Below are 18,886 nucleotides of genomic sequence, written 5' to 3'. Positions count from 1 at the left end.
CTCAGGCCGCGGAGTAGCCGTTCCGGCCGGCGTCGGTGGCGGTACGCGCGTCACGCACCAGCGCCTCCAGCGCCGCCTGGTCGACCTTGTCCAGCGAGGTGAACCGGATGCAGCTGCGGCCGCAGGAGACCTTGCCGAGCTGCTCGGCGCGCGCCTCCGCGAGGTACTGCCCGTCGACGACCGCGCAGACGTAGAGGGAGAGGTGCCGCTTCTGCGCCGCGAGCGCGATCAGCGGCCAGGTCGTGGTCTCCTTCGCCGACTTCGGCCGGTAGGGCATCAGGCCGTAGCCGAGCATGTGCTGCGCGCCGACGGGGACCAGCTGCCGGTCGATGCCGGGTGCCGCGGTCATGACCAGCGCGTCGACCCGGCGCAGCTCCTCCGCGCGCGCCCCGGCCGCGGCGAACCAGGCCTCGACCTCCCCGGACCCGCTCACCGCTGCCTCCTCAGCCCAGCGCCAGGGACAGCACGGTGGCCCCCGCGACCAACAGCATCGCCAGGACGACGACCGCCGCGACCAGCCGCCGCCGACGCTCCGCGTCCCGCCCTCCGGCACCGCCCATCCCCATCACGCCGCGGAGGCTACCGGCGGGGGGCGACACGCTCCGCGCTCCGCCGCCCCCACAGGAGCGTGTCCAGGGCGGTACCCGCGGGGATCTCGCGGCGCACCTGCGCGAGCCGGTCGACGTCGAGCAGCTCGGCGACCGGGGCCAGCCGGTCGACGCTGTGCAGGATCGCCGGCTCCTGCGGGCCCCCGACACCGTGCGCGACGTTGTCCACGTCGTGGCCGAGGACGAGCAGCCGCCCGCCCGGGCGCAGCCAGCCCACGGCGCGGCGCAGCAGCGCGGTGGTGTCGGGCTCCGGCAGGTGCAGGTAGGCGACCAGGACCAGGTCCAGCGAGCCGGGGGGCGCCGCCCAGTCCAGGACGTCGGCGGTCACCCAGCTCACCCGCTCGGCGCCGGGTCGCTCCTGCCCGCGAGCGAGGCCGGTGGCGGCGAAGTCCACCGCGCTGACCTGCCAGCCGCGCGCGGCCAGCCACAGCGCATGCCGCCCCTCCCCGGCGGCGAGATCGACCGCCCGCCCCGGCGGGAGATCGGCGAGCAGTTCCGCCACGAGCGCGTTCGGCTCGGCCGACCACTGCCGCTGCTCGGCGTACCGCGCGTCCCAGTCCGCTGCCCGCATCCGGGCAGTCTGGCAGTCAGCGCAGGACCATGCCGCCGGCGATGTCGAGAGAGTCCCCGGTGAGGTAGTCGGAGTCGCTGGAGGCGAGGAAGAGCGCGGCGCGGGCGACGTCCTGGGGGGCGCCGAGCCGGCCGAGCGGGGACAGCACCGACCAGGTGTCGAGCTCGCGGGTGCCGCGCGGCGCGACCTCCGCCCGGTCGAGCAGGTAGCCGGGACACAGGCAGTTGACCGTGATGCCGTGCGGGCCGAGCTCGTGCGCGGCGACCCGGGTGAGCGCGGTGACCGCGGCCTTGGCGGCGGCGTAGTGCGCCTGCCCGCCGCTGGCCGGGCCGCCCGCGCTGGCCACGTTGATGACCTTGCCGGCGCAGTCCTCGGCGGGGGCGCGCATGCCGATCATCGCCCAGGCCGCCGCCTGGATCGCGATGAGCATGCACTGCGCGGGCGTGGCGAACGCCTGCCCGAGCTCCGCGGCCTCCATCTCCAGCAACGGCGCGAACCGCCGGGCACCCGCGTTGTTGACCAGCACGTCGATGCCACCGAGGCGGCCCAGCGCCTTCTCCATCGCCTCCCGGGTGGCGGCGACGTCGGAGAGGTCGACGACGCAGGCGTACCCGCCGACCTCCGCGGCCAGCAGGGCGGCCTCCTCACCGCAGCGGTCGAGGATGGCGACTGTCGCCCCCTCCGCGGCGAACACGCGAACGATGGCGGCCCCGATGCCTTCGGCACCACCGGTCACGACGACGCGTCGTCCGGACAGCCGCTTCACGGCCGGGTGGTGGGTCGGGTACGGACAGGAAGTGGTCGCACGGCCTCGCCCAGGGGAGCGAGGTCCGGGCGGAGTCGGCTCATGGAGCGGTCCCCTCGGAGTTATCCCTCGCGTGGTCCGCGCCGCCCCATACCCACTCCGGGCCGCCCCGCACCTGCGGAGCGCGAGAACCTGCGGTCCTGCGGCCCGTTTGCCGGTGTTCCTCGTGGGTTGCCGCTCCTTCAGCACCGGCAACCCACGGACGACGCAGGCAGCGGGAGTGGCGGGCGGCCCGGGCGCCGGGGTTGGGTGGCGGCATGGAGTACACGCGTCTGGGCAGCACCGGCCTGCAGGTCTCGCGGATCTGCCTCGGGATGATGAGCTTCGGCGAACCGGCCCGCGGCAACCACCCGTGGAGCCTGCCGGAGGAGGACAGCCGCCGGCTGATCGAGAAGGCGATCGCCGCGGGCATCACGTTCTTCGACACCGCGAACGTCTACTCCGACGGGTCCAGCGAGGAGATCACCGGCCGGGCGATCCGCGACTTCACCGACCGGGAGGACGTCGTCCTCGCGACGAAGGTGCACGGGCGGATGCGGCCGGGCCCGAACGGGGCGGGCCTGTCCCGGAAGGCGATCATCCGCGAGCTCGAGGACAGCCTGCGCCGGCTGGGCACCGACTACGTCGACCTCTACCAGATCCACCGGTGGGACCCGGGCACGCCGCTCGAGGAGACCCTCGAGGCGCTGGACTCCGTCGTGCGGGCCGGGAAGGTGCGCTATCTGGGCGCCTCCTCCATGTGGGCCTGGCAGTTCAGCAAGGCCCTGTACACGGCCGGCGAGCACGGCTGGCACCGGTTCGTGTCCATGCAGGACCACTACAACCTGCTCAACCGGGAGGAGGAACGGGAGATGCACCCGCTCTGCGCGGACCAGGGCGTCGGCGTCATCCCGTGGAGCCCGCTGGCCCGGGGACGGCTGACCCGGGACTGGGACGAGGAGACCGCCCGCTCCGGCAGCGACGAGTTCGGCCGGCGGCTCTACGACGAGAGCAGCGACCGCGCGATCGTGGCCCGGGTCGCCGAGATCGCCGCGGAGCGCGGGGTGTCCCGGGCCCAGGTGGCGCTGGCCTGGGTGCTGTCCAAGCCGGTGGTCACCGCGCCGATCGTCGGCGTCACCAAGGACGCGCACCTCGACGACGCCGTTGCCGCGCTCGAGCTGCACCTGGGCCCGGAGGAGATCGCCAGGCTCGAGGAGCCCTACCGGCCGCACGCCGTCGTCGGGTTCTGAAGCCCCGGGCCGGTCGCCGCCGCGGCGGCGCCCCCCGGGGGAGGAACAGGCAGCCGCTCCTGCATTGACGCGCGCGCATCGCAGGCGGAGGGTGACCGGCGCCACAGCGCGCCCCGGCGTGCCCGCGGGAGAGGAGTCTCCAGATGGCCGACGCGAATCGTCCCGAGCAGCCGGCAGAACACCGCCCCGGCGGCGGGCACCCGTCCCCGACGGTCCGGTCGCAGCGCGTCAAGGCGGCGGTCGCGAGCACCGTCGGGACGACGATCGAGTGGTACGACTTCTTCCTCTACGGGACGGCGGCCGCACTGGTCTTCCCGAAGATCTTCTTCCCGACCGAGTCCCCGCTGGCCGGCACCCTGGCCTCGTTCTCCACGCTGTTCGTCGGGTTCGCCGCCCGCCCGGTGGGCGCGGCGATCTTCGGGCACTACGGCGACCGGATCGGCCGCAAGGCGGCGCTGATCGCGACCCTCACCCTGATGGGCGCCGCGACCGCGCTCATGGGCCTGCTGCCCGGCTACGACGCGATCGGCCCGCTCGCCCCGGTCCTGCTGGTCGTGCTCCGGATCGTGCAGGGCATCGGCGTCGGCGGGGAGTGGGGCGGCTCGGTGCTCCTGTCGATGGAGTGGGGTTCGAGCAGGCGGCGCGGGTTCATGGCCAGCCTGCCCCAGCTGGGCGTGCCGCTGGGGCTGCTGCTGTCCACTCTCGCGGTCCGGATCACCTCCGAGATCGCCGGGCCGGCCGGCTTCGACGCCTGGGGCTGGCGGATCCCGTTCCTGCTCAGCGTCGTGCTCGTCGGCATCGGCCTGTACGTCCGGCTCTCGATCCTGGAGACGCCGCAGTTCGCGCGGCTGCGCCAGGAGCAGACCGTGGTGAAGCAGCCGGTGCTGGAGGTCTTCCGGACCCAGCCCCGGGCGATCGCGACCTCGGCGTTCGTCCGGATGGCGGAGCAGGCGCCGTTCTACCTGTTCATCACCTTCGTGCTCGCCTACGGCACCGAGGAGCTGGGCCTGGATCGCGACTCCCTGCTCAACGACACCCTCGTGGCCGCGGCCGTCGGCATGATCACCGTGCCGCTGTTCGGGCACCTGTCGGACCGGTTCGGCCGGCGGCTGGTCTACGGCACCGGGATCGTCCTGATCGGGCTGTTCGCCTTCCCCTACTACGCCCTGCTCAACACCCGGCAGGCGGGGCTGGTGCTGCTGGCGATCGTCGTGTCGCTGGTCTTCCACGACATCATGTACGGCCCGCAGGCGGCGCTGATCTCCGAGACCTTCGGCACCGGCGTGCGCTACAGCGGCGCGGGGCTGGGCTACCAGCTCGCGTCGGTCATCGCCGGCGGCCCGGCGCCGCTGATCGCCGCGGCGATCCTCGCGGCGACCGGGTCCTCGTTCTGGATCTCGATGTACATCATCGGCTGCGCGGTGATCTCGTTCGTCGCGCTGCTGCTCATGCCCCAGCCGCACGCCAGCGCGGAGGAGGACGCCGAGTCGCTGCAGCGGCAGCCCGCGGCCTGACCGGCCCGGGTCCCGCAGGGACGGGGATCACGCCGGTCCCGGCCGGTGCGGCCGGCCGGGACCGGCGACGATGAGCACGTGTCCGGTGCTCCGTCCCCCGTGCGGCGGGTGCGCCCGCACCTGCTCGGCCCGTCCCTGCCCGCCCTCTCGGCGCTGTGGCAGACCGGTGGCCGCCGCGGGGTCACCGCCGCCGTCTGCATCGTGGTGCCGCTCGCGGTCGGGGTGGCCCTGGGCCGGCCCGAGCTCGGGTCGGCGGCCGCGCTCGGCGCGCTGACCGCGGTGTACGGGCACGCCCTGCCCTACCGGCGGCGCGCGGTCGTGGTGGCCGCCGTCGGGGTCACCCTCGCCGTCGCCGGCACGCTCGGCGCGCTGACCGGCCCGCACCCGGTGCTGCTCTCCCTGCTGTGCGGTGCGCTCGCCGCCGGTGCCGCCGCGGCGACGGTGGTCTGGCGGGTCGGCCCGCCGGGCCCGCTCGGCATCGTCCTGGTCGCCGGAGGGTCCAGCGCCCTGGGCACCGCCGGCGAGCCGGGCCTGCACCTGCTGGCGGCCGCGGGCGGTGCGGCGCTGGCCTGGATCGGCTGCATGCTGCCGTGGCTGTGGGATCCCACCGGACCCGAGCGCCGGGCTCTGCTCGCCGCCGAGGACGCCGTCGCCGCGGTCGAGCGGGGTGAGCCGGGCACCACCCGCCCCGGCGCGGTGGCCCGGGCGGTGCGCGTGGCCGACGCCGCCGTCCGCGGGGGCAGCCGGCGGGACGACGGGTCGCTGCGGGCCCGGCTGGACGCGCTCGAGCAGCGGTTCATGCAGGCGCTGCCGGCGACCCCGCCGGGCACCGGCCCGCTCCCGGAGGGCGAGCCGCGCGACCCCCGCTGGTGGCACGCCCCCTGGGCGTCGACGGGGCTGCGCATCGGCGTGGGCGCCGGCGCCGCCGGCCTGATCGCCACCGCGCTGGGCCTGGCCAGCCCCTACTGGGCGGTGAGCACGGCGGTCGGCGTGCAGCTGGGCACGGACGCGCGCGCCACCCGGGCGCGGGCCCTGCACCGGGCGACCGGCACCGTGCTCGGTGTTCTCGTCGCCGCCCTGCTCATCTGGCTGGACCTGCCGCTCGCCGTGGAGATCGCACTGGTCGGCGTCCTGCAGCTGGGTGTGGAGCTGCTGATCGTCCACCAGTACGTGCTGGCCGTCGCGTTCATCACGCCGCTGGTGCTGCTGCTCGTGCACATCGGCGTGCCGACCCTCCCCGGCGTCGCCCTGGTCGGCGAGCGGCTGGCCGAGACCGCCGTCGGCATCGTGCTGGCCCTGGCCGTGGGCCTGACCCTGCTCGCCCGGGCCGCCAGCCGGCGGCTGCCGGGAACGGTGGGCACCGCGGCCGACGCGGCGGTGGCCGCGTCCGTGGCGCCCCCGGGGTCGGCGGCCGACGGCCGGCTGCACGACGCCCTCGTGCAGCTCAACGAGGTGGCCACCGCCGCGCGAGCCGAGCTGCTGCCCCCCGCGCAGGCGACCGCGTGGCTGCGCCGCTCACGCTGGGTGGCGGACCTCGGCTGGGGGCTGCTCGGCGCCCGGGCCCGGCGCGACGACGCGCTCGCCGGCTCCCTCGCCCGGCGCATCGCCGACGACCTCGCCCGGTGACCACCCCGCCCCGGCCGGCGCCGGCCGGGGCGGGAACGGCTCAGCCCTGCAGCCGGCCGGCGACCTCCTCCAGGTCGTCGAGCACCAGGCCGGCGCCCAGCGGGCCGATGGCCAGGAACCAGCGGTCGTCGTCGACCTCGAACGCCCGGCCCTCCTGCACGGCGGGAATGCCCTGCCACAGCCCGCCGGCGGTGATCTGCCCGGCGGCGGTCTGCCCGTCCGCGCCGTAGGCGGCGGAGAACACCAGGTCGCCGTCGGCCTGCGAGATGTTCTCCGGGCTCACCTCGACGAAGGTCTCCTGCGTGCGCTGCAGCTCAGGCCGCGCGAAGCCGACGTCGGCCAGCACCGCGCCGATGAACGAGCCCACCCCGTAGAGCCGCACGGCCGAGCCGTCGAGGAAGCGCACCATGCTCACCTCGGTGGCCGCCGGGTCGCCGTAGAGCTCCCCGACCTCCCCGGCGCGCTGCTCGTACTCGGCCAGCAGCTCCTCGGCCTCCTCTGCGCGGTCGAGCGCCTCGCCGGCCAGCCGCAGGTTGTCCTTCCACGCCTCGCCGACCGACGCGGCGAACACGGTGGGGGCGATGGCCGCCAGCTGCTCGTAGATGTCGGCGTGCCGGACCATGTTCGACAGGATCAGGTCGGGCTCCAGGGCGGCGATCGCCTCGAGGTCGGGTTCGCTGATGGTGCCGACGTTGGCGATGTCGGCCGGGTCCACGCCGGCGTCCTGGATGTAGCCCGGCAGCTCGTCGCTGACCGCGGTGCGCACCGAGCCGACCGGGGTGACGCCGAGAGCCAGGACGCTGTCCAGCTCCCCGGTGTCGAGGACGACGACCCGCTCGGGGGCGCCCTCGATCTCCGTCGTCCCGGACGCGTGCTCGACCGTGCGCGTCCCGGCCGTGGGTTCGGCACCCCTGCCCCCGTCGTCCGAGCCGCAGCCGGCGAGCACGAGCCCCACCGCCAGCGCGAGTGCCGTCCGGCGGTAGCGCCCCATCCCGTGCACAGTGGTCCTCCTGATCCGCCGGCCCCTCCGGCGTCACGGAGAACTTAGGGCAGCCTTGCCTCAGCTCGGCACGGGGGTGTCAGGACCGCCGCTCGACGACGAACACCGGGATCTGCCGGTCGGTCTTCGTCTGGTAGTCGGCGTAGTCCGGGAACGCCGCCACGGCTCGCTCCCACCACTGCGCCCGCTCGTCCCCGGAGAGCTCGCGGGCCACGCCGTCCCACGGTTCGGGGCCGTCCTGCACGGTCACCTGATCGGGGTGCGCGCGCAGGTTCGCCACCCACGCCGGATCCGTCGGGGCACCGCCCATGGAGCCGACCATCAGGTAGGCCCCGTCGTGCTCCACCCGCATGAGCGGCTGCTTGCGCACCTTGCCGCTCTTCGCACCCCGGGTGCTGTAGATGACCACGGGGAGCCCGCGGTCGAGCAGCGTGTTGCCCTCCCGGCCCCCGGTGCGCTCGTAGAGCTCCACCTGGTCGCGGACCCACTGCTGCGGGCTGGGTTCGTACTCACCTTCCAGCGGCATGCCTCGAACCTAGGACCGCCGGCGCCGATCGGCCTCCGGAGCCGCGAAGTCGATGGTGTGCGGCACGAACCAGCTGAGGTTGTCGGTGATCGGCCCGTCGCTCTCCCGGATACCCAGCCCGGCCGGCTCGCCGTCGACCACCCAGGCACCCAGCACCGGGCGGTGCGGCCCGTCGACCCCGGGGAAGTCCGGCAGCGGGGCGTACTCCTGGACGACGTACCCCTCGATGCCGTAGCGCCCCGGCAGCTCGACGGCGACCGCGCCGTCCCGGACGATCGCCACGTTGGCGCCCTCGCGGCCCCACAGGGGCTTGCGCACGTAGGTGCGCCAGCTCGAGGGCATCTCGTCGGCGAAGTAGGCCGGCAGCAGCAGCTCGCCCAGCACCGGGTCGCTGCCGAACAGCTGCCAGAGCACCGGCAGCAGCGCCTTGGTGCTCCAGAGCATCTTGTAGGCGGGCTCGACCCAGGTGGTGCCGCCGGGCCGGGCGGCGTCGGCCAGCACCGCGGGGCCGAACTCGTCCTCGACCAGCCACTCCCAGGGGTAGAGCTTGAAGACGACGTCCAGGTGGCGGCCCTGCGGGTCGTAGAAGCGCCCGTCGTTCGGGTCGAGCGCGATGTCCTCGACGATCAGCTCGATGGCCTCGTAGCCGGCCTGCACGACGGTGTCCATCAGGTAGGCCACGGTCATCCGGTCCTCGCCCGAGGTCTCCTCCGCCGTCCAGGCCAGGTGCACCCGGGGGCGGACGCCGGTGCGCCGCTCCCACCGCAGCAGGTTGCGCTTCCAGGCCGTCACCAGCCGCTCGTGCAGGGCGTTCCACTGGTCGCTGCCCTGGCCGGTGAACAGGTGCCAGTTCCACTGGGTGACGGCGGACTCGACCAGCCCGGTCGGGGTGTCGGCGTTGAACTCCAGCAGCCTGGGTGGGCCGTGCCCGTCGTAGCGCAGGTCGAAGCGGCCGTAGACGCTGGGCGGCTCGGCCTCCCACGTGCGGCGGATCTCCGGCCGGGCGATCGGCGGGATCCCCATCCGGTCGAACAGGTCGTGCTCGAGGACGTACTCGCCGGCGGCCACGCACATCTCGAACAGCTGGGCCACCCAGCCCTCGAGCCGCTGCACCTCGGCCAGCGAGAAGTCGTAGAAGGGGCCCTCGCGCCAGTAGCTGCGCACCTCGCCGCCGGGAAGGTGGGTGCGGTTGAAGACCAGTCCCTGGGCCTCGATCTCCGCCTCCCAGCCGGGCCGGACCGCCCCGCCCTCGATCCGCCTCATGCCGCTCCCCGCTCGTCGTGAACCGGCCGCACTCAGCCGCCCGCGGTGCCGGCGCGACCGCCGATCCCGCTGCCGATGCCGCCGCTGACCCGTGTGCCGGCATCGACCCGCCCGGTGCCGGGCAGGCCGGCGCGCTGGCGGGCCGCGGTGTCGGTCGGGGCGATCCGGGTGCCGCCCCGGGGCAGCACGGTGCCCACCGGCAGGCCGGGGCGGAAGCCGCCGAGGTAGAGGAAGAACAGCCCCGCGCCGGGCCCGCGGTAGTCGTCGTCGCAGTAGTCGTCGTCGACGATCTCGCCGTTCTCGTCGGTGCAGTAGGCGACCTGCTCCTGCTCGTCCTCCCCCGCCGAGCAGCCGGCGAGGAACCCGGTGGCCGCCGTCGCGAGCACCGTGGTCGTCAGGGCGCTGCGGACGCGGTTGGAGACGGCCATCTGCTCTCCCGGCTCGGTGGATGTCGTCCGACCCTAGATCGCCGCCGCCGGGCGGTGCGGCCCTCCACCGCCGACGTGCCGACCCCGAACGCCGGACGTACGGTCGGTCGAACGCGAGGTGTGCGCATCCTCTGGAGACGTGATGCCCGACCGCCAGCCCCCCGAGATGGCCCAGGTGGCCAGCGAGACCGGCGCCAAGAAGGTCCACCGGACGTGGGACCGCGTCCTGGTCAGCTCCTTCCTCGGCGGCGCCTACATCGCCTTCGGCGCCCCGGTGGCGATCACCGTCTCCTCCGGACTGGACCCGGCCCGGTGGGGCACGCTGCCGACGCTCTTCATGGGCGCGGCCTTCACCCTGGGCCTGGTGCTCGTGCTCATCGCAGGCTCCGACCTCGCCACCGGCAACATGATGCTCGTCCCGCTCAGCGCCATGCACGGCCGGCTGACCACGGGGGACACCGTCCGGAACCTCACCCTCGTGCTGCTGGGCAACCTGCTCGGGGCGCTGTTCGTGGCGTACTTCCTCGCCGTCCAGGCCGGGGTGATCGGCCCGCCCGGCGCCTCGGGCACCCCCGGCCTGCTGCACGACCGGCTGGCCCAGATCGCCGGGAACAAGGCGCTAAACGAGTCGGCGTGGCAGATCTTCCTGCGCGGCGTCGGCTGCAACTGGCTGGTCTGCCTCGCGGTGTGGATGTCGCTGGCGACGTCCGCGGTCTCCGGCAAGATCCTCGCGATCTTCATGCCGATCATGGCCTTCGTCGCGATGGGCTTCGACCACGTCGTGGCCAACATGTTCTTCCTGCCCGCCGCGATGTTCGCCGGCGTGCCCGGGATCGGCTGGGGCGACACCCTGTTCAACTGGCTGATGGCCTCCCTGGGGAACGTGGTCGGCGCGGTGATCTTCGTCTCGACGTCCTACTGGTACCTGTTCCTGCGCGGCGCCCCCAGGGAAAGGCCCAGCCGGACGCCGGTCGGTGGGGAGGCCGCCGAGCGCGCATGACCCACCCCCGGTCGGGGCAACCGCGCTGCGGATGGCACCGTCTCGGTGTGCCACGCGACCCGGAGGGTGTCCACCGATGAGGTACCGCGAGGGAGCCGACCTCGACACGTCCGGCGTGCAGGACCGCCGTGGCGGCGGCGTGCGCGGCGGCCGGGGGCTGGCCGTGGGCGGCGGCGGGCTCGGCGTGGTCGGCGTCGTCGTGCTGGTGCTGTTCCAGCTCCTCGGCGGCGGGGACGGCGGCACGGGGGCGGCGCTCGGGCAGCTGGGCGGCCTGGCCCAGGGCGAGACCGCCGACAACGGCCAGCTGGAGCAGAACTGCCGGACCGGGGCGGACGCCAACGACTCGGTCGACTGCGCGGTCGTGGCCGACATCGAGTCGATCCAGGACTACTGGGCCGGCGTGCTGGGTGACCGCTACTCCCCCACCGACACGGTGTTCTTCTCCGGCTCGGTGCAGACCAGCTGCGGGGGCGCCACCAGCGGCTCGGGCCCCTTCTACTGCCCGGCCGACCAGCTGGTCTACATCGACCTGTCGTTCTTCGACCAGCTGCAGCAGCAGTTCGGCGCGCAGGGCGGGCTGTTCGTCAACGCCTACGTGATCGCCCACGAGTACGCCCACCACGTGCAGAACCTGCTCGGCACCAACCGGCAGGTGACCCCCGGCGAGTCCGGCCCGGCCAGCGGCACCGTCCGGCTCGAGCTGCAGGCCGACTGCTACGCCGGCGCCTGGGCCAACCACGCCGAGAACGTGCCGGACGACTCGGGTGAGCCGCTGATCGCCGAGATCACCCAGGACGACATCGACCGCGCGCTGGACGCCGCCGGCCGGATCGGGGACGACTTCATCCAGGAGAACCTCGGCGGCGGCACGGTGGACCAGGACGCGTTCACGCACGGCTCGTCCGAGCAGCGGCAGCGCTGGTTCACCACCGGCTACCAGACCGGCGACCCGGCGCGGTGCGACACCTTTGCCACGGCGGACCTGGGCTGAGATGAGCGACCACCTGCGGATCACCCGGGACGGCGCCGTCGCCGTCCTCACCATCGACCGGCCGGAGAAGCGCAACTCGCTGACCGCGCAGATGTGGGCGGCGCTACCCGAGGCGCTGGCCGAGCCCGCGGAGGACCCCGCGGTACGCGTCCTGGTGGTCACCGGAGCGGGGCCGAGCTTCTGCGCCGGCGCCGACATCACCGACCTGCTCGGCGGGCCGGACCCCGAGGACCCGATGGCGACGCTGCGCGCGGACAACCTCGCGGCGCAGGCGGCGCTGCGCACCTTCCCGAAGCCGACGATCGCGATGATCCGCGGGCACTGCATCGGCGGCGGGGTCGAGCTGGCCACCTGCTGCGACCTGCGGTTCACCGACCCGACCGGCGTCTTCGGTGTCACCCCGGCCAAGGTCGGCATCGTCTACACGCCCGAGTCGACGAAGGCGCTGGTCGACCTGGTCGGGCCGGCGCTCACCCGGTACCTGCTCTTCAGCGGCGAGCTGATCGACGCACCGACCGCGCTGCGGACGGGGCTGGTGGACCGCGTGCTCGAGCCCGCCGGCCTGGAACCGGAGGTGCGCCGCTTCGCGGAGGTGCTGGCCTCGCGCTCGGCGCTGACCCAGCGCGCGACCAAGGAGATCGTCGCCGCCCTCACCGCCGGGCGCGACGGTCAGGCCGAGGCCGGTCGCTGGTACCGGGAGACGATCGCCAGGGGTGAGCTCGCGGAGGGTGTGGCCGCCTTCGCCGAGCGCCGCCCGCCGCGGTTCCCCTGGACCCCCTGAGCTGCCTCGAAGCCCCTGGGAACGGCGTCAGCTGAGCGCGAGCGCCTGCTCGTCGGCCTCGACGGCGGCGTTCCACTCCACCTTCTCGGCCCGCCAGCCCTCGTCGGTGCGGCCCAGCCGCCAGTAGCCCGAGACCGACATCAGCTCGCGGGGCACCTGCCGCTCGACGCGCAGGAACCGGCGCAGCTCGCGGACGAAACCGGCCTCGCCGTGCACGAAGGCGTGCAGCGAGCCGGCGGGCAGGTCGGCACCGCGGACGGCGGCCACCAGCGCCTCCCCCGGCAGCCCGGCGCGGTGCACCCAGACCACCTCGACGTCGGCCGGAACGGTCAGCGGCTGCTCCTCGGCGGCGTCGGCCACCTCGAGGAAGACCCGCGCCCGGGCGCCCGCGGGGAGCCGGTCGAGCGAGGCGGCGATGGCCGGCAGCGCCGTCTCGTCACCGGCGAGCAGGTGCCAGTCGACCTCCGCGCTGGGGGTGTAGGCGCCGCCGGGGCCGAGCAGCTGCACCCGGTCGCCCGGCCGGGCGGCGACCGCCCAGGGGCCGGCGACACCCTCGTCGCCGTGGACGACGACGTCGAGGGTCAGCTCACCGGCAGCGTCGTCCCACGCCCGGACGGTGTAGGTGCGCAGGCAGGGCCACTGCTCCTGCGGATGGGTGCTCTTCACCTGCTCGACGTCGAAGGGCGCGGTGTAGGGAGCACCGGGCGGCGGGAGGACGAGCTTGACGTAGGCGTCCGTGTGCTCAGGAGCGAATCCGGCGAGCTCCGTCCCACCGAGCACCACGCGGATCAGGTGCGGGGTCGGCCGGGACGTGCGCAGCACGGTGGCCACCCGGGGGGTGCGGGGTCGGCGTGGGGACTCGGCCACGGGCGCTCCTGGGTTCAGGGGTCAGGTTTGCCTCACCTTACTGGCGCTGTCCAGCCCCCTCCCGCCCGCGCGGACCCGGTCGTTTCGTTGCTTCCCGCACGGGTAAGTCGGAGCGCGCCAGACGGCACCTCATCAAGACGCGGTGGGGGCCCACCGGCCGCGAACCCGGGGCTGGACCCGGGAGCACGGTCCGCCAGTCCCCACCCCCTGTCGGAACGCGATGCCCTGACGGGCGGTCGCATCCCCGGTCAGCACCGACGCGATCGGGATCCCTGTCATACCTGCATACGCCCAGCTGACGGCCGTCATTGCCGCATGTGTGCGTCACTACGCCGTGGGTAGCGCTGCTCCGACCACGACCCAAGCCGAGGAGAACCGATGACTCACTCCATCGACACCCCGTTCCCGCCGCCGCCCTCGGGCTCGGGCGCGACCGCCGGGGGCACCGGCACCACCGGGTCCCCGTCCACCACCGAGGTCGCCAGGGACGAGGCCCGCACCGTGGGCCAGACCGCCGCGCAGGCCGGCAGCCAGGTCGCCTCGACCGCCGCCGGCCAGGCCGAGGAGGTCGTCCGGGAGACCAGGATGCAGGCCCAGGACCTGGTGAACCAGGGCCGCACCCAGCTGCGCGACCAGGCCGCCACCCAGCAGCAGAAGGCGGCCCAGGGCCTGCAGGGCCTCGCCGGGCAGCTGCGCGGGATGGCCGAGGGAAGCGGGGCGCCCTCCGGCCCGGCCCGGGACCTCGTGGAGCAGGCCACCGGCAAGGTGGAGGAGTTCGCCGGCTGGCTGCAGAACCGCGAACCGGGTGATCTGCTCGAGGAGGTCCGCTCGTTCGCGCGCCGCAAGCCCGGCACGTTCCTGCTCGGCGCCGCGCTCGCGGGCGTCGTCGCCGGCCGGCTCACCAGCGGGGTCAAGGCCGCGCACACCGACAACGGGCCGTCGGGCACCGACCGGCGCGCCGTTCCGGTCAGCTACGCGCAGACGAACTACGTCGACCCGTCGCCGGCCTACTCGGGCTACACCCCGACGACGACCGGCTATGACGAGACCGCCGCCTACAGCGGGACCGCGGCCCCGGGCACGGCACCGGTACCGCCGCCCCCGTACGGCACGGTGCCGCCCGCCGGCGCCGCCGTTCCGCCGACCACCCCGGCCGGCTGGGACGACCCGACGCGGACCCCGGGGCGGGGGGTCTGACCGATGAGTACTCCCTACTCCGGCTCGACGCCGGTCGGGACGCCGCAGGGCTACGGGGACCCCACCCAGGCCAACTACGCGGTGAGCCCGGAGCAGGCGCAGGCCTACGGAGCGCACAGCGGTGCGATGGGCACGCCCACCACGGAGGAAGGCCGCCCCGACGTCGAAAACGCGTCGGTCGGCGAGCTGATGGGTGAGGTGGCCAAGGACCTCTCCACGCTCATGCGCCAGGAGCTCGACCTGGCCAAGGCCGAGATCAGGGCCGAGGCGGGCAAGGCCGGCAAGGGCGCGGGCCTCATGGGCGCGGCCGGGTTCGCCGGCTACATGGCGCTGCTGTTCCTCTCCATCGCGCTGTGGTGGGCCTTGTCCCACCTGGTGGGCCACAGCTGGTCGGCGCTGATCGTGGCGGTCATCTGGGGCGTCATCGGTGCTGTCTCGTACGCGATGGGACGCAAGCAGTTCCAGCAGGTCAACCCCAAGCCAGAGCGCACCGTCGACACCCTCCAGCAGGTGCCCGACGCGCTGAAGCCGCGCTGACCCGCGGCCACACCGTCCCCTCTCAGACATCGGAGTACGTGACATGACCACGAGCAACGACCCGGACGTCATCCGCCGGCAGATCGAGGCGACCCAGCGCGAGCTCAGCTACGACGTCGACGCCCTGAACGAGAAGGTCAACCCCGCCCGCGTCATGGACCGGCGGGTCTCGGCGGCCAGGGGCCGCATCACCCGTGCGAAGGAGAAGGTGATGGGGAGCACCCAGGACACGACCTCGTCCGCCCAGGGCATGGTGTCCAACGCCACCGGCTCGGTGCAGGATGCGGCCTCCAGCGCTGCGGAGTCCGTGCAGGGAGCGGCCCAGTCGGCCGCCGCTGCGGTGCAGCAGGCTCCGGAGACGATCACCCGGCAGGCCCAGGGCAACCCGCTCGCAGCCGGGCTGATCGCCTTCGGCGTCGGCTGGCTGGTCTCCAGCCTCATGCCGGCATCGGAGACGGAGAAGCAGCTGGCCCAGCAGGCCGAGCAGGCGGTGCGGGAGAACAAGGACGCGCTGCTCGAACCGGCCAAGCAGGCCGCGCAGGAGATCGGCGAGCAGCTCAAGCCCGCCGCCCAGCAGGCCGTGGAGGAGGTCAAGTCCACCGCGCAGGACGCCGCTGCCACCGTCAGGGAGGAAGGCCGGTCCGCGGCCCAGGACGTGCAGGGCCAGGCCCAGCAGTCCCGGGAGACGGTGCAGACCCAGGCCCGCGGCTGACCGTCTCCCCTTCCGTCGCTGCGCCCCGCCGGACCTCCCGGCGGGGCGCAGCGCCGTTTCCAGGCCGGTCACCTGTTCGGGTGACCGGCCTGCAGGCGGGCTGCAGCGGGGACACCGGGACGCCGTTGTCCACCGCGACACCGCCCGGCACCCCGGGCCGCCCGACCCGAGGGAGCCCGCTCGTGGACGCAGCACCCCCGCGCGTGCTGGTCGCCGACGACGAGGACGACATCCGGGCGCTGGTCGGCCTGGCCGTCCGCAGAGCCGGGTGCGCGGTCGTGGCCGCGGTGGCCGACGGCACCGCGGCGCTGGCCGCCGCCCGGGAGGAACACCCCGCGCTCGCCGTCCTCGACGTCTCCATGCCGGGGGCCACCGGGCTGGAGGTGTGCGCGACGCTGCGCGCCGAGCCGGCCACTGCCGGGGTCCGGATCCTGCTGCTGTCGGCCGGCGCCTCCCCCGACGACGTCGCCCGCGGCCTCGCCGCCGGCGCCGACGCCTACCTCGCCAAGCCCTTCGCCGTCGCCGAACTCGTCGCGCGGGTGCGCGAGCTGACCGCGGGAGCAGCCCGATGACCACGGCCGAGGCACCGGACCGGGCCGATGAGGTGCTGCGGCTGCGCCGCGAGGTGGCCCGGCTGGAGGCCGAGCGGGACCGGCTGCTCGGCCAGATGCAGCACCGGGACGACGAGCTGGAGATCGCCACCCGGATGCTGCAGGCCCGCGCGCAGACGATGACCAGCGTCATCGACGCGGTCACCGAGCAGTCGATCATCGGGACCGACCGCGACGGCGTCATCCGGGTCTGGAACCCGGGGGCGGAGAAACTGCTCGGCCTCCCCCGCGCCGACGTCGTCCGCAGGCGGACGATCACCGAGTTCCACCTGCCGGAGGAACTGGAGGAGGCCGGCGGCGGGCTGGCCGCGCTGGTGCGTACCGCGCAGGAGCAGGGCCGCGACGTCCGCGACTGGACCTACGTCTCCCCCGACGGCGAGGAGCTCACCGTCTCGGTCGCGGTCACGCCGCGCACCGACGACAGCGGCGCGCACGCCGGCTGGAACTTCGTCGGCACCGACATGACAGAGGTGCGCGCGACCGAGCGGATGAAGGACCAGTTCGTGAGCCTCATCAGCCACGAGCTGCGCACCCCCCTCAGCTCGATCCTCGGCTACCTGGAGCTCGTCCTCGACGACCCGGACCAGCCGCTGACCGAGGAGCAGCGGCAGTACCTGACCACGGTGGAGCGCAACGCGCAGCGGCTGCTGCGGCTGGTCGGCGACCTGCTGTTCACCGCGCAGGTGGACGCCGGCCGGTTCACCCTGCAGCCCGAGGACGTCGACCTGGCCGCCGTGGTGCGCGCCGCGGAGGACACCGCCCGCGTCACCGCCGCGACCGCCGGGGTGGAACTCCTCGTGCGGGTGCCCGACGGCGGGCTCGCCGTCCGGGGGGACGCGGTGCGGCTGGGGCAGGCCTGCGACAACCTCGTCTCCAACGCGGTCAAGTTCACCCCGCGCGGCGGCCGGGTGACCCTCACGCTCGAGCAGGCCTGGCGCACCACGGACGGCGCGGTCGTCGACGAGCCGCAGCCCGGCGCGGCGCCGGTCGCGCGGCTGGCGGTCTCCGACACCGGCGTGGGCATCCCGGCCGGGGAGCAGCAGCAGCTGTTCGCGCGCTTCTTCCGCGCCTCCACCGCGCGGCGCCACGCGGTGCCCGGGGTAGGCCTCGGCCTGGCGATCACCAAGGCCATCACGACCGCGCACGGCGGCACGCTCGACGTCGAGAGCGTCGAGAACCAGGGCACCACCTTCACGCTCACGCTCCCCCGCTGACCCGCGGGGCCACCCGCCGAGGCCCCCGCGGGAGATCCGCGCCAGGCTTGCGTCTTTCTTGCGGATCACGGGCGGGTCACCTGCGGATCGGCCCCCACCGTCGTCCCTGTCACCGGAACACCCCGTTCCGGTCGGAAGCAGGAGACGCTGGACATGACCACCAAGACCCGCAAGAACACCACCCGCAAGGTCGTCGGTTCCCTCGGTGTGCTCGGCGCGGCCGCTGCGGTCGCCGGTCTGGGCACCTTCGGCACGTTCACCGACTCGACCGCCCCGGTCTCGACGACGGTGCAGTCCGGCACGGTGGACATCGACCTGGCGCAGCCGGCTGCCCCGATCCCGGTCACGACCGCCAATTTCGTGCCTGGTGACTCGCTGAGCCGCGCGGTCACGCTGTCCAACAAGGGCAACTCCGCCCTGGCCTTCATCACTCTGAACACCAAGGCTCAGGTGTCGAGCATCCTGGACACCGACTCCATCAACGGTTTGCAGATGTCGCTGAAGTCGTGCTCCGTGGCTTGGACCCAGGGGGGCACCGCCGAGGCCCCGACCTACACGTGCAGCGGAACTGAGAAGGCGCTGCGTCAGGGGCGGGTCAAGACTTCGCACACCTTCAACAGCGACCTCTCAAGTCTGCAGCCGAATGGCACCGACCACCTGGTCTTCACGATCTCGCTGCCGACCTCGGCGGACAACAACTTCCAGAACCTGAGCAGCACGTTCGAGCTGGTCTTCGAGGGCACGCAGCGCAACGGCACCGCGCGCTGAGCCCCGCCCCGAGCTGACCGACCGGAGAACCCGCCATGACCGCCGTCCTCCCCCTCCCCGCCCCGGGGGCAGCCCGCCCGCTGCCCCCGGCCGCGGCCCGGCCCCGCACCACCGGCACCCTGCGCCCGCTCGCGGCGTTCCTCACCCGCTGGTCGGTCCGCGCCCTGGTGGGGATCGCCGTCCTGGCCTTCGCCGGCCTGGCCATCGGCCCGCACGTCCTCGGCTACCGCACGATGACCATGCTCACCGGCTCCATGGCCCCCGCCATCGACCCCGGCGACCTGCTCATCACCACACCCCTGGACGTCGCCGACGTCACCGAGGGCATGATCATCACCTACCACATCCCCATCGACGACCGCCGCATCGTCACCCACCGCGTGATCTCCGTCGACCACGCCGCCGACGGCACCGTCACCGTGCACACCAAGGGCGACGCCAACGACCACGCCGACCCCTGGACCGCCATCCTCCTCGGCGACACCGCCTACCAGGTCCAGGCCGTCATCCCCGAGGCCGGCCACCTCATCGCCGCCCTGCGCACCCCCTGGCTCAGCCAGGCACTCGTCTACGGCGCCCCCACCCTGCTCGCCGGCTGGCTCCTGCTCACCATCTGGCGCCCCACCAAGGACCCGGAG

At 74.1% G+C, this 18,886-nt stretch carries 22 protein-coding genes; 13 read left to right on the top strand and 9 right to left on the bottom strand.

What is annotated here, in order from left to right:
• Position 1: 1 nt before the first annotated feature.
• From BMZ50_RS09615 to BMZ50_RS09605, 4 genes are read right to left on the bottom strand one after another with little or no spacing between them, the layout of a single operon-like run.
• Positions 2-433 (bottom strand): DUF1801 domain-containing protein, encoded by a 432-nt coding sequence (locus BMZ50_RS09615; RefSeq protein ID WP_091323681.1) that lies wholly within the window; start codon positions 431-433, stop codon positions 2-4.
• A 10-nt stretch (positions 434-443) separates the two neighbouring features.
• A complete protein-coding gene (locus BMZ50_RS25040) occupies positions 444-569 on the bottom strand; it encodes a hypothetical protein (protein WP_281245423.1) in 126 nt (41 codons plus the stop codon).
• 10 nt (positions 570-579) lie between these two features.
• On the bottom strand, positions 580-1,179 hold the full coding sequence (locus BMZ50_RS09610; protein WP_091323679.1) for a class I SAM-dependent methyltransferase: 600 nt from the start codon (positions 1,177-1,179) through the stop codon (positions 580-582).
• Positions 1,180-1,195: 16 nt separating this feature from the next.
• On the bottom strand, positions 1,196-1,945 hold the full coding sequence (locus tag BMZ50_RS09605) for an SDR family NAD(P)-dependent oxidoreductase (RefSeq protein ID WP_091323677.1): 750 nt from the start codon (positions 1,943-1,945) through the stop codon (positions 1,196-1,198).
• Between the two features lie 296 nt (positions 1,946-2,241).
• Here BMZ50_RS09605 and BMZ50_RS09600 point away from each other — a divergent pair, with 296 nt between their 5' ends.
• The 3 genes from BMZ50_RS09600 (at position 2,242) to BMZ50_RS09590 (ending at position 6,353) form a co-directional block, all read left to right on the top strand.
• Positions 2,242-3,213, top strand: a complete 972-nt coding sequence (locus BMZ50_RS09600) for an aldo/keto reductase (RefSeq protein WP_091323675.1) — start codon at positions 2,242-2,244, stop codon at positions 3,211-3,213.
• Between the two features lie 143 nt (positions 3,214-3,356).
• Positions 3,357-4,727, top strand: coding sequence for an MFS transporter (locus BMZ50_RS09595; RefSeq protein WP_091323672.1), 1,371 nt, complete (start codon positions 3,357-3,359; stop codon positions 4,725-4,727).
• A 78-nt stretch (positions 4,728-4,805) separates the two neighbouring features.
• Entirely contained in the window at positions 4,806-6,353 is a 1,548-nt protein-coding gene (locus BMZ50_RS09590) for an FUSC family protein (protein ID WP_143087140.1), read from the top strand.
• Positions 6,354-6,393: 40 nt separating this feature from the next.
• Here the strand turns inward: BMZ50_RS09590 and BMZ50_RS09585 are convergent, their stop codons facing one another.
• The 4 genes from BMZ50_RS09585 to BMZ50_RS09570 form a co-directional block, all read right to left on the bottom strand.
• Positions 6,394-7,344, bottom strand: a complete 951-nt coding sequence (locus BMZ50_RS09585) for an ABC transporter substrate-binding protein (RefSeq protein ID WP_091323668.1) — start codon at positions 7,342-7,344, stop codon at positions 6,394-6,396.
• An 88-nt stretch (positions 7,345-7,432) separates the two neighbouring features.
• Positions 7,433-7,879, bottom strand: coding sequence for a nitroreductase family deazaflavin-dependent oxidoreductase (locus tag BMZ50_RS09580; RefSeq protein WP_091323666.1), 447 nt, complete (start codon positions 7,877-7,879; stop codon positions 7,433-7,435).
• A 9-nt stretch (positions 7,880-7,888) separates the two neighbouring features.
• Entirely contained in the window at positions 7,889-9,142 is a 1,254-nt protein-coding gene (locus BMZ50_RS09575; protein ID WP_091323664.1) for a glutathionylspermidine synthase family protein, read from the bottom strand.
• 32 nt (positions 9,143-9,174) lie between these two features.
• The gene (locus BMZ50_RS09570) at positions 9,175-9,570 is read right to left on the bottom strand and encodes a hypothetical protein (protein ID WP_091323661.1); all 396 of its coding nucleotides are present in this window, start codon (positions 9,568-9,570) and stop codon (positions 9,175-9,177) included.
• A 142-nt stretch (positions 9,571-9,712) separates the two neighbouring features.
• Here BMZ50_RS09570 and BMZ50_RS09565 point away from each other — a divergent pair, with 142 nt between their 5' ends.
• The 3 genes from BMZ50_RS09565 to BMZ50_RS09555 all read left to right on the top strand — a co-directional run bounded on the left by BMZ50_RS09565 (position 9,713) and on the right by BMZ50_RS09555 (position 12,342).
• Positions 9,713-10,570 (top strand): formate/nitrite transporter family protein, encoded by an 858-nt coding sequence (locus BMZ50_RS09565; protein WP_091323659.1) that lies wholly within the window; start codon positions 9,713-9,715, stop codon positions 10,568-10,570.
• A gap of 76 nt (positions 10,571-10,646) precedes the next feature.
• On the top strand, positions 10,647-11,561 hold the full coding sequence (gene ypfJ, locus BMZ50_RS09560; RefSeq protein ID WP_091323657.1) for a KPN_02809 family neutral zinc metallopeptidase: 915 nt from the start codon (positions 10,647-10,649) through the stop codon (positions 11,559-11,561).
• A 1-nt stretch (position 11,562) separates the two neighbouring features.
• Entirely contained in the window at positions 11,563-12,342 is a 780-nt protein-coding gene (locus tag BMZ50_RS09555) for an enoyl-CoA hydratase/isomerase family protein (RefSeq protein WP_091323654.1), read from the top strand.
• Between the two features lie 27 nt (positions 12,343-12,369).
• Here the strand turns inward: BMZ50_RS09555 and BMZ50_RS09550 are convergent, their stop codons facing one another.
• On the bottom strand, positions 12,370-13,209 hold the full coding sequence (locus BMZ50_RS09550) for a siderophore-interacting protein (RefSeq protein ID WP_091323653.1): 840 nt from the start codon (positions 13,207-13,209) through the stop codon (positions 12,370-12,372).
• 378 nt (positions 13,210-13,587) lie between these two features.
• Here BMZ50_RS09550 and BMZ50_RS09545 point away from each other — a divergent pair, with 378 nt between their 5' ends.
• The 7 genes from BMZ50_RS09545 to BMZ50_RS09515 all read left to right on the top strand — a co-directional run.
• Entirely contained in the window at positions 13,588-14,406 is an 819-nt protein-coding gene (locus BMZ50_RS09545) for a hypothetical protein (protein WP_091323651.1), read from the top strand.
• A 3-nt stretch (positions 14,407-14,409) separates the two neighbouring features.
• Complete coding sequence (locus BMZ50_RS09540) at positions 14,410-14,943, top strand: phage holin family protein (RefSeq protein WP_091323649.1); 534 nt, start codon at positions 14,410-14,412, stop codon at positions 14,941-14,943.
• Positions 14,944-14,986: 43 nt separating this feature from the next.
• Positions 14,987-15,655, top strand: coding sequence for a DUF3618 domain-containing protein (locus tag BMZ50_RS09535; RefSeq protein ID WP_091323646.1), 669 nt, complete (start codon positions 14,987-14,989; stop codon positions 15,653-15,655).
• 182 nt (positions 15,656-15,837) lie between these two features.
• Entirely contained in the window at positions 15,838-16,227 is a 390-nt protein-coding gene (locus BMZ50_RS09530; RefSeq protein ID WP_091323644.1) for a response regulator transcription factor, read from the top strand.
• On the top strand, positions 16,224-17,480 hold the full coding sequence (locus BMZ50_RS09525) for a sensor histidine kinase (RefSeq protein WP_177212731.1): 1,257 nt from the start codon (positions 16,224-16,226) through the stop codon (positions 17,478-17,480). The genes BMZ50_RS09530 and BMZ50_RS09525 overlap by 4 nt, the downstream gene beginning before the upstream one ends.
• Before the next feature lie 153 nt (positions 17,481-17,633).
• Positions 17,634-18,248: a TasA family protein gene (locus BMZ50_RS09520; RefSeq protein WP_091323642.1), complete on the top strand. Its 615-nt coding sequence runs from the start codon at positions 17,634-17,636 to the stop codon at positions 18,246-18,248.
• A 35-nt stretch (positions 18,249-18,283) separates the two neighbouring features.
• On the top strand, positions 18,284-18,886 hold a 603-nt coding region (locus BMZ50_RS09515; protein WP_143087139.1), incomplete at its 3' end, for a signal peptidase I.

This window comes from Geodermatophilus ruber, from assembly GCF_900114385.1.
GTDB lineage: Bacteria > Actinomycetota > Actinomycetes > Mycobacteriales > Geodermatophilaceae > Geodermatophilus > Geodermatophilus ruber.
The sequence above is the reverse complement of the archived record's forward strand: the minus strand, read 5'-3'. Positions and strand labels throughout refer to the sequence as shown.

Excerpts from the sequence above, each read along its gene's own strand:
- BMZ50_RS09520 (WP_091323642.1), top strand. The coding sequence starts at position 17,634 with ATGACCACCAAGACCCGCAAGAACACCACCCGCAAGGTCGTCGGTTCC.
- BMZ50_RS09565 (WP_091323659.1), top strand. The coding sequence starts at position 9,713 with ATGCCCGACCGCCAGCCCCCCGAGATGGCCCAGGTGGCCAGCGAGACC.
- BMZ50_RS09575 (WP_091323664.1), bottom strand. The coding sequence starts at position 9,142 with ATGAGGCGGATCGAGGGCGGGGCGGTCCGGCCCGGCTGGGAGGCGGAG.
- BMZ50_RS09595 (WP_091323672.1), top strand. The coding sequence starts at position 3,357 with ATGGCCGACGCGAATCGTCCCGAGCAGCCGGCAGAACACCGCCCCGGC.
- BMZ50_RS09545 (WP_091323651.1), top strand. The coding sequence starts at position 13,588 with ATGACTCACTCCATCGACACCCCGTTCCCGCCGCCGCCCTCGGGCTCG.
- BMZ50_RS09585 (WP_091323668.1), bottom strand. The coding sequence starts at position 7,344 with ATGGGGCGCTACCGCCGGACGGCACTCGCGCTGGCGGTGGGGCTCGTG.
- BMZ50_RS09555 (WP_091323654.1), top strand. The coding sequence starts at position 11,563 with ATGAGCGACCACCTGCGGATCACCCGGGACGGCGCCGTCGCCGTCCTC.
- BMZ50_RS09540 (WP_091323649.1), top strand. The coding sequence starts at position 14,410 with ATGAGTACTCCCTACTCCGGCTCGACGCCGGTCGGGACGCCGCAGGGC.
- BMZ50_RS09525 (WP_177212731.1), top strand. The coding sequence starts at position 16,224 with ATGACCACGGCCGAGGCACCGGACCGGGCCGATGAGGTGCTGCGGCTG.
- BMZ50_RS09580 (WP_091323666.1), bottom strand. The coding sequence starts at position 7,879 with ATGCCGCTGGAAGGTGAGTACGAACCCAGCCCGCAGCAGTGGGTCCGC.
- ypfJ (WP_091323657.1), top strand. The coding sequence starts at position 10,647 with ATGAGGTACCGCGAGGGAGCCGACCTCGACACGTCCGGCGTGCAGGAC.
- BMZ50_RS09600 (WP_091323675.1), top strand. The coding sequence starts at position 2,242 with ATGGAGTACACGCGTCTGGGCAGCACCGGCCTGCAGGTCTCGCGGATC.
- BMZ50_RS09610 (WP_091323679.1), bottom strand. The coding sequence starts at position 1,179 with ATGCGGGCAGCGGACTGGGACGCGCGGTACGCCGAGCAGCGGCAGTGG.
- BMZ50_RS09535 (WP_091323646.1), top strand. The coding sequence starts at position 14,987 with ATGACCACGAGCAACGACCCGGACGTCATCCGCCGGCAGATCGAGGCG.
- BMZ50_RS09570 (WP_091323661.1), bottom strand. The coding sequence starts at position 9,570 with ATGGCCGTCTCCAACCGCGTCCGCAGCGCCCTGACGACCACGGTGCTC.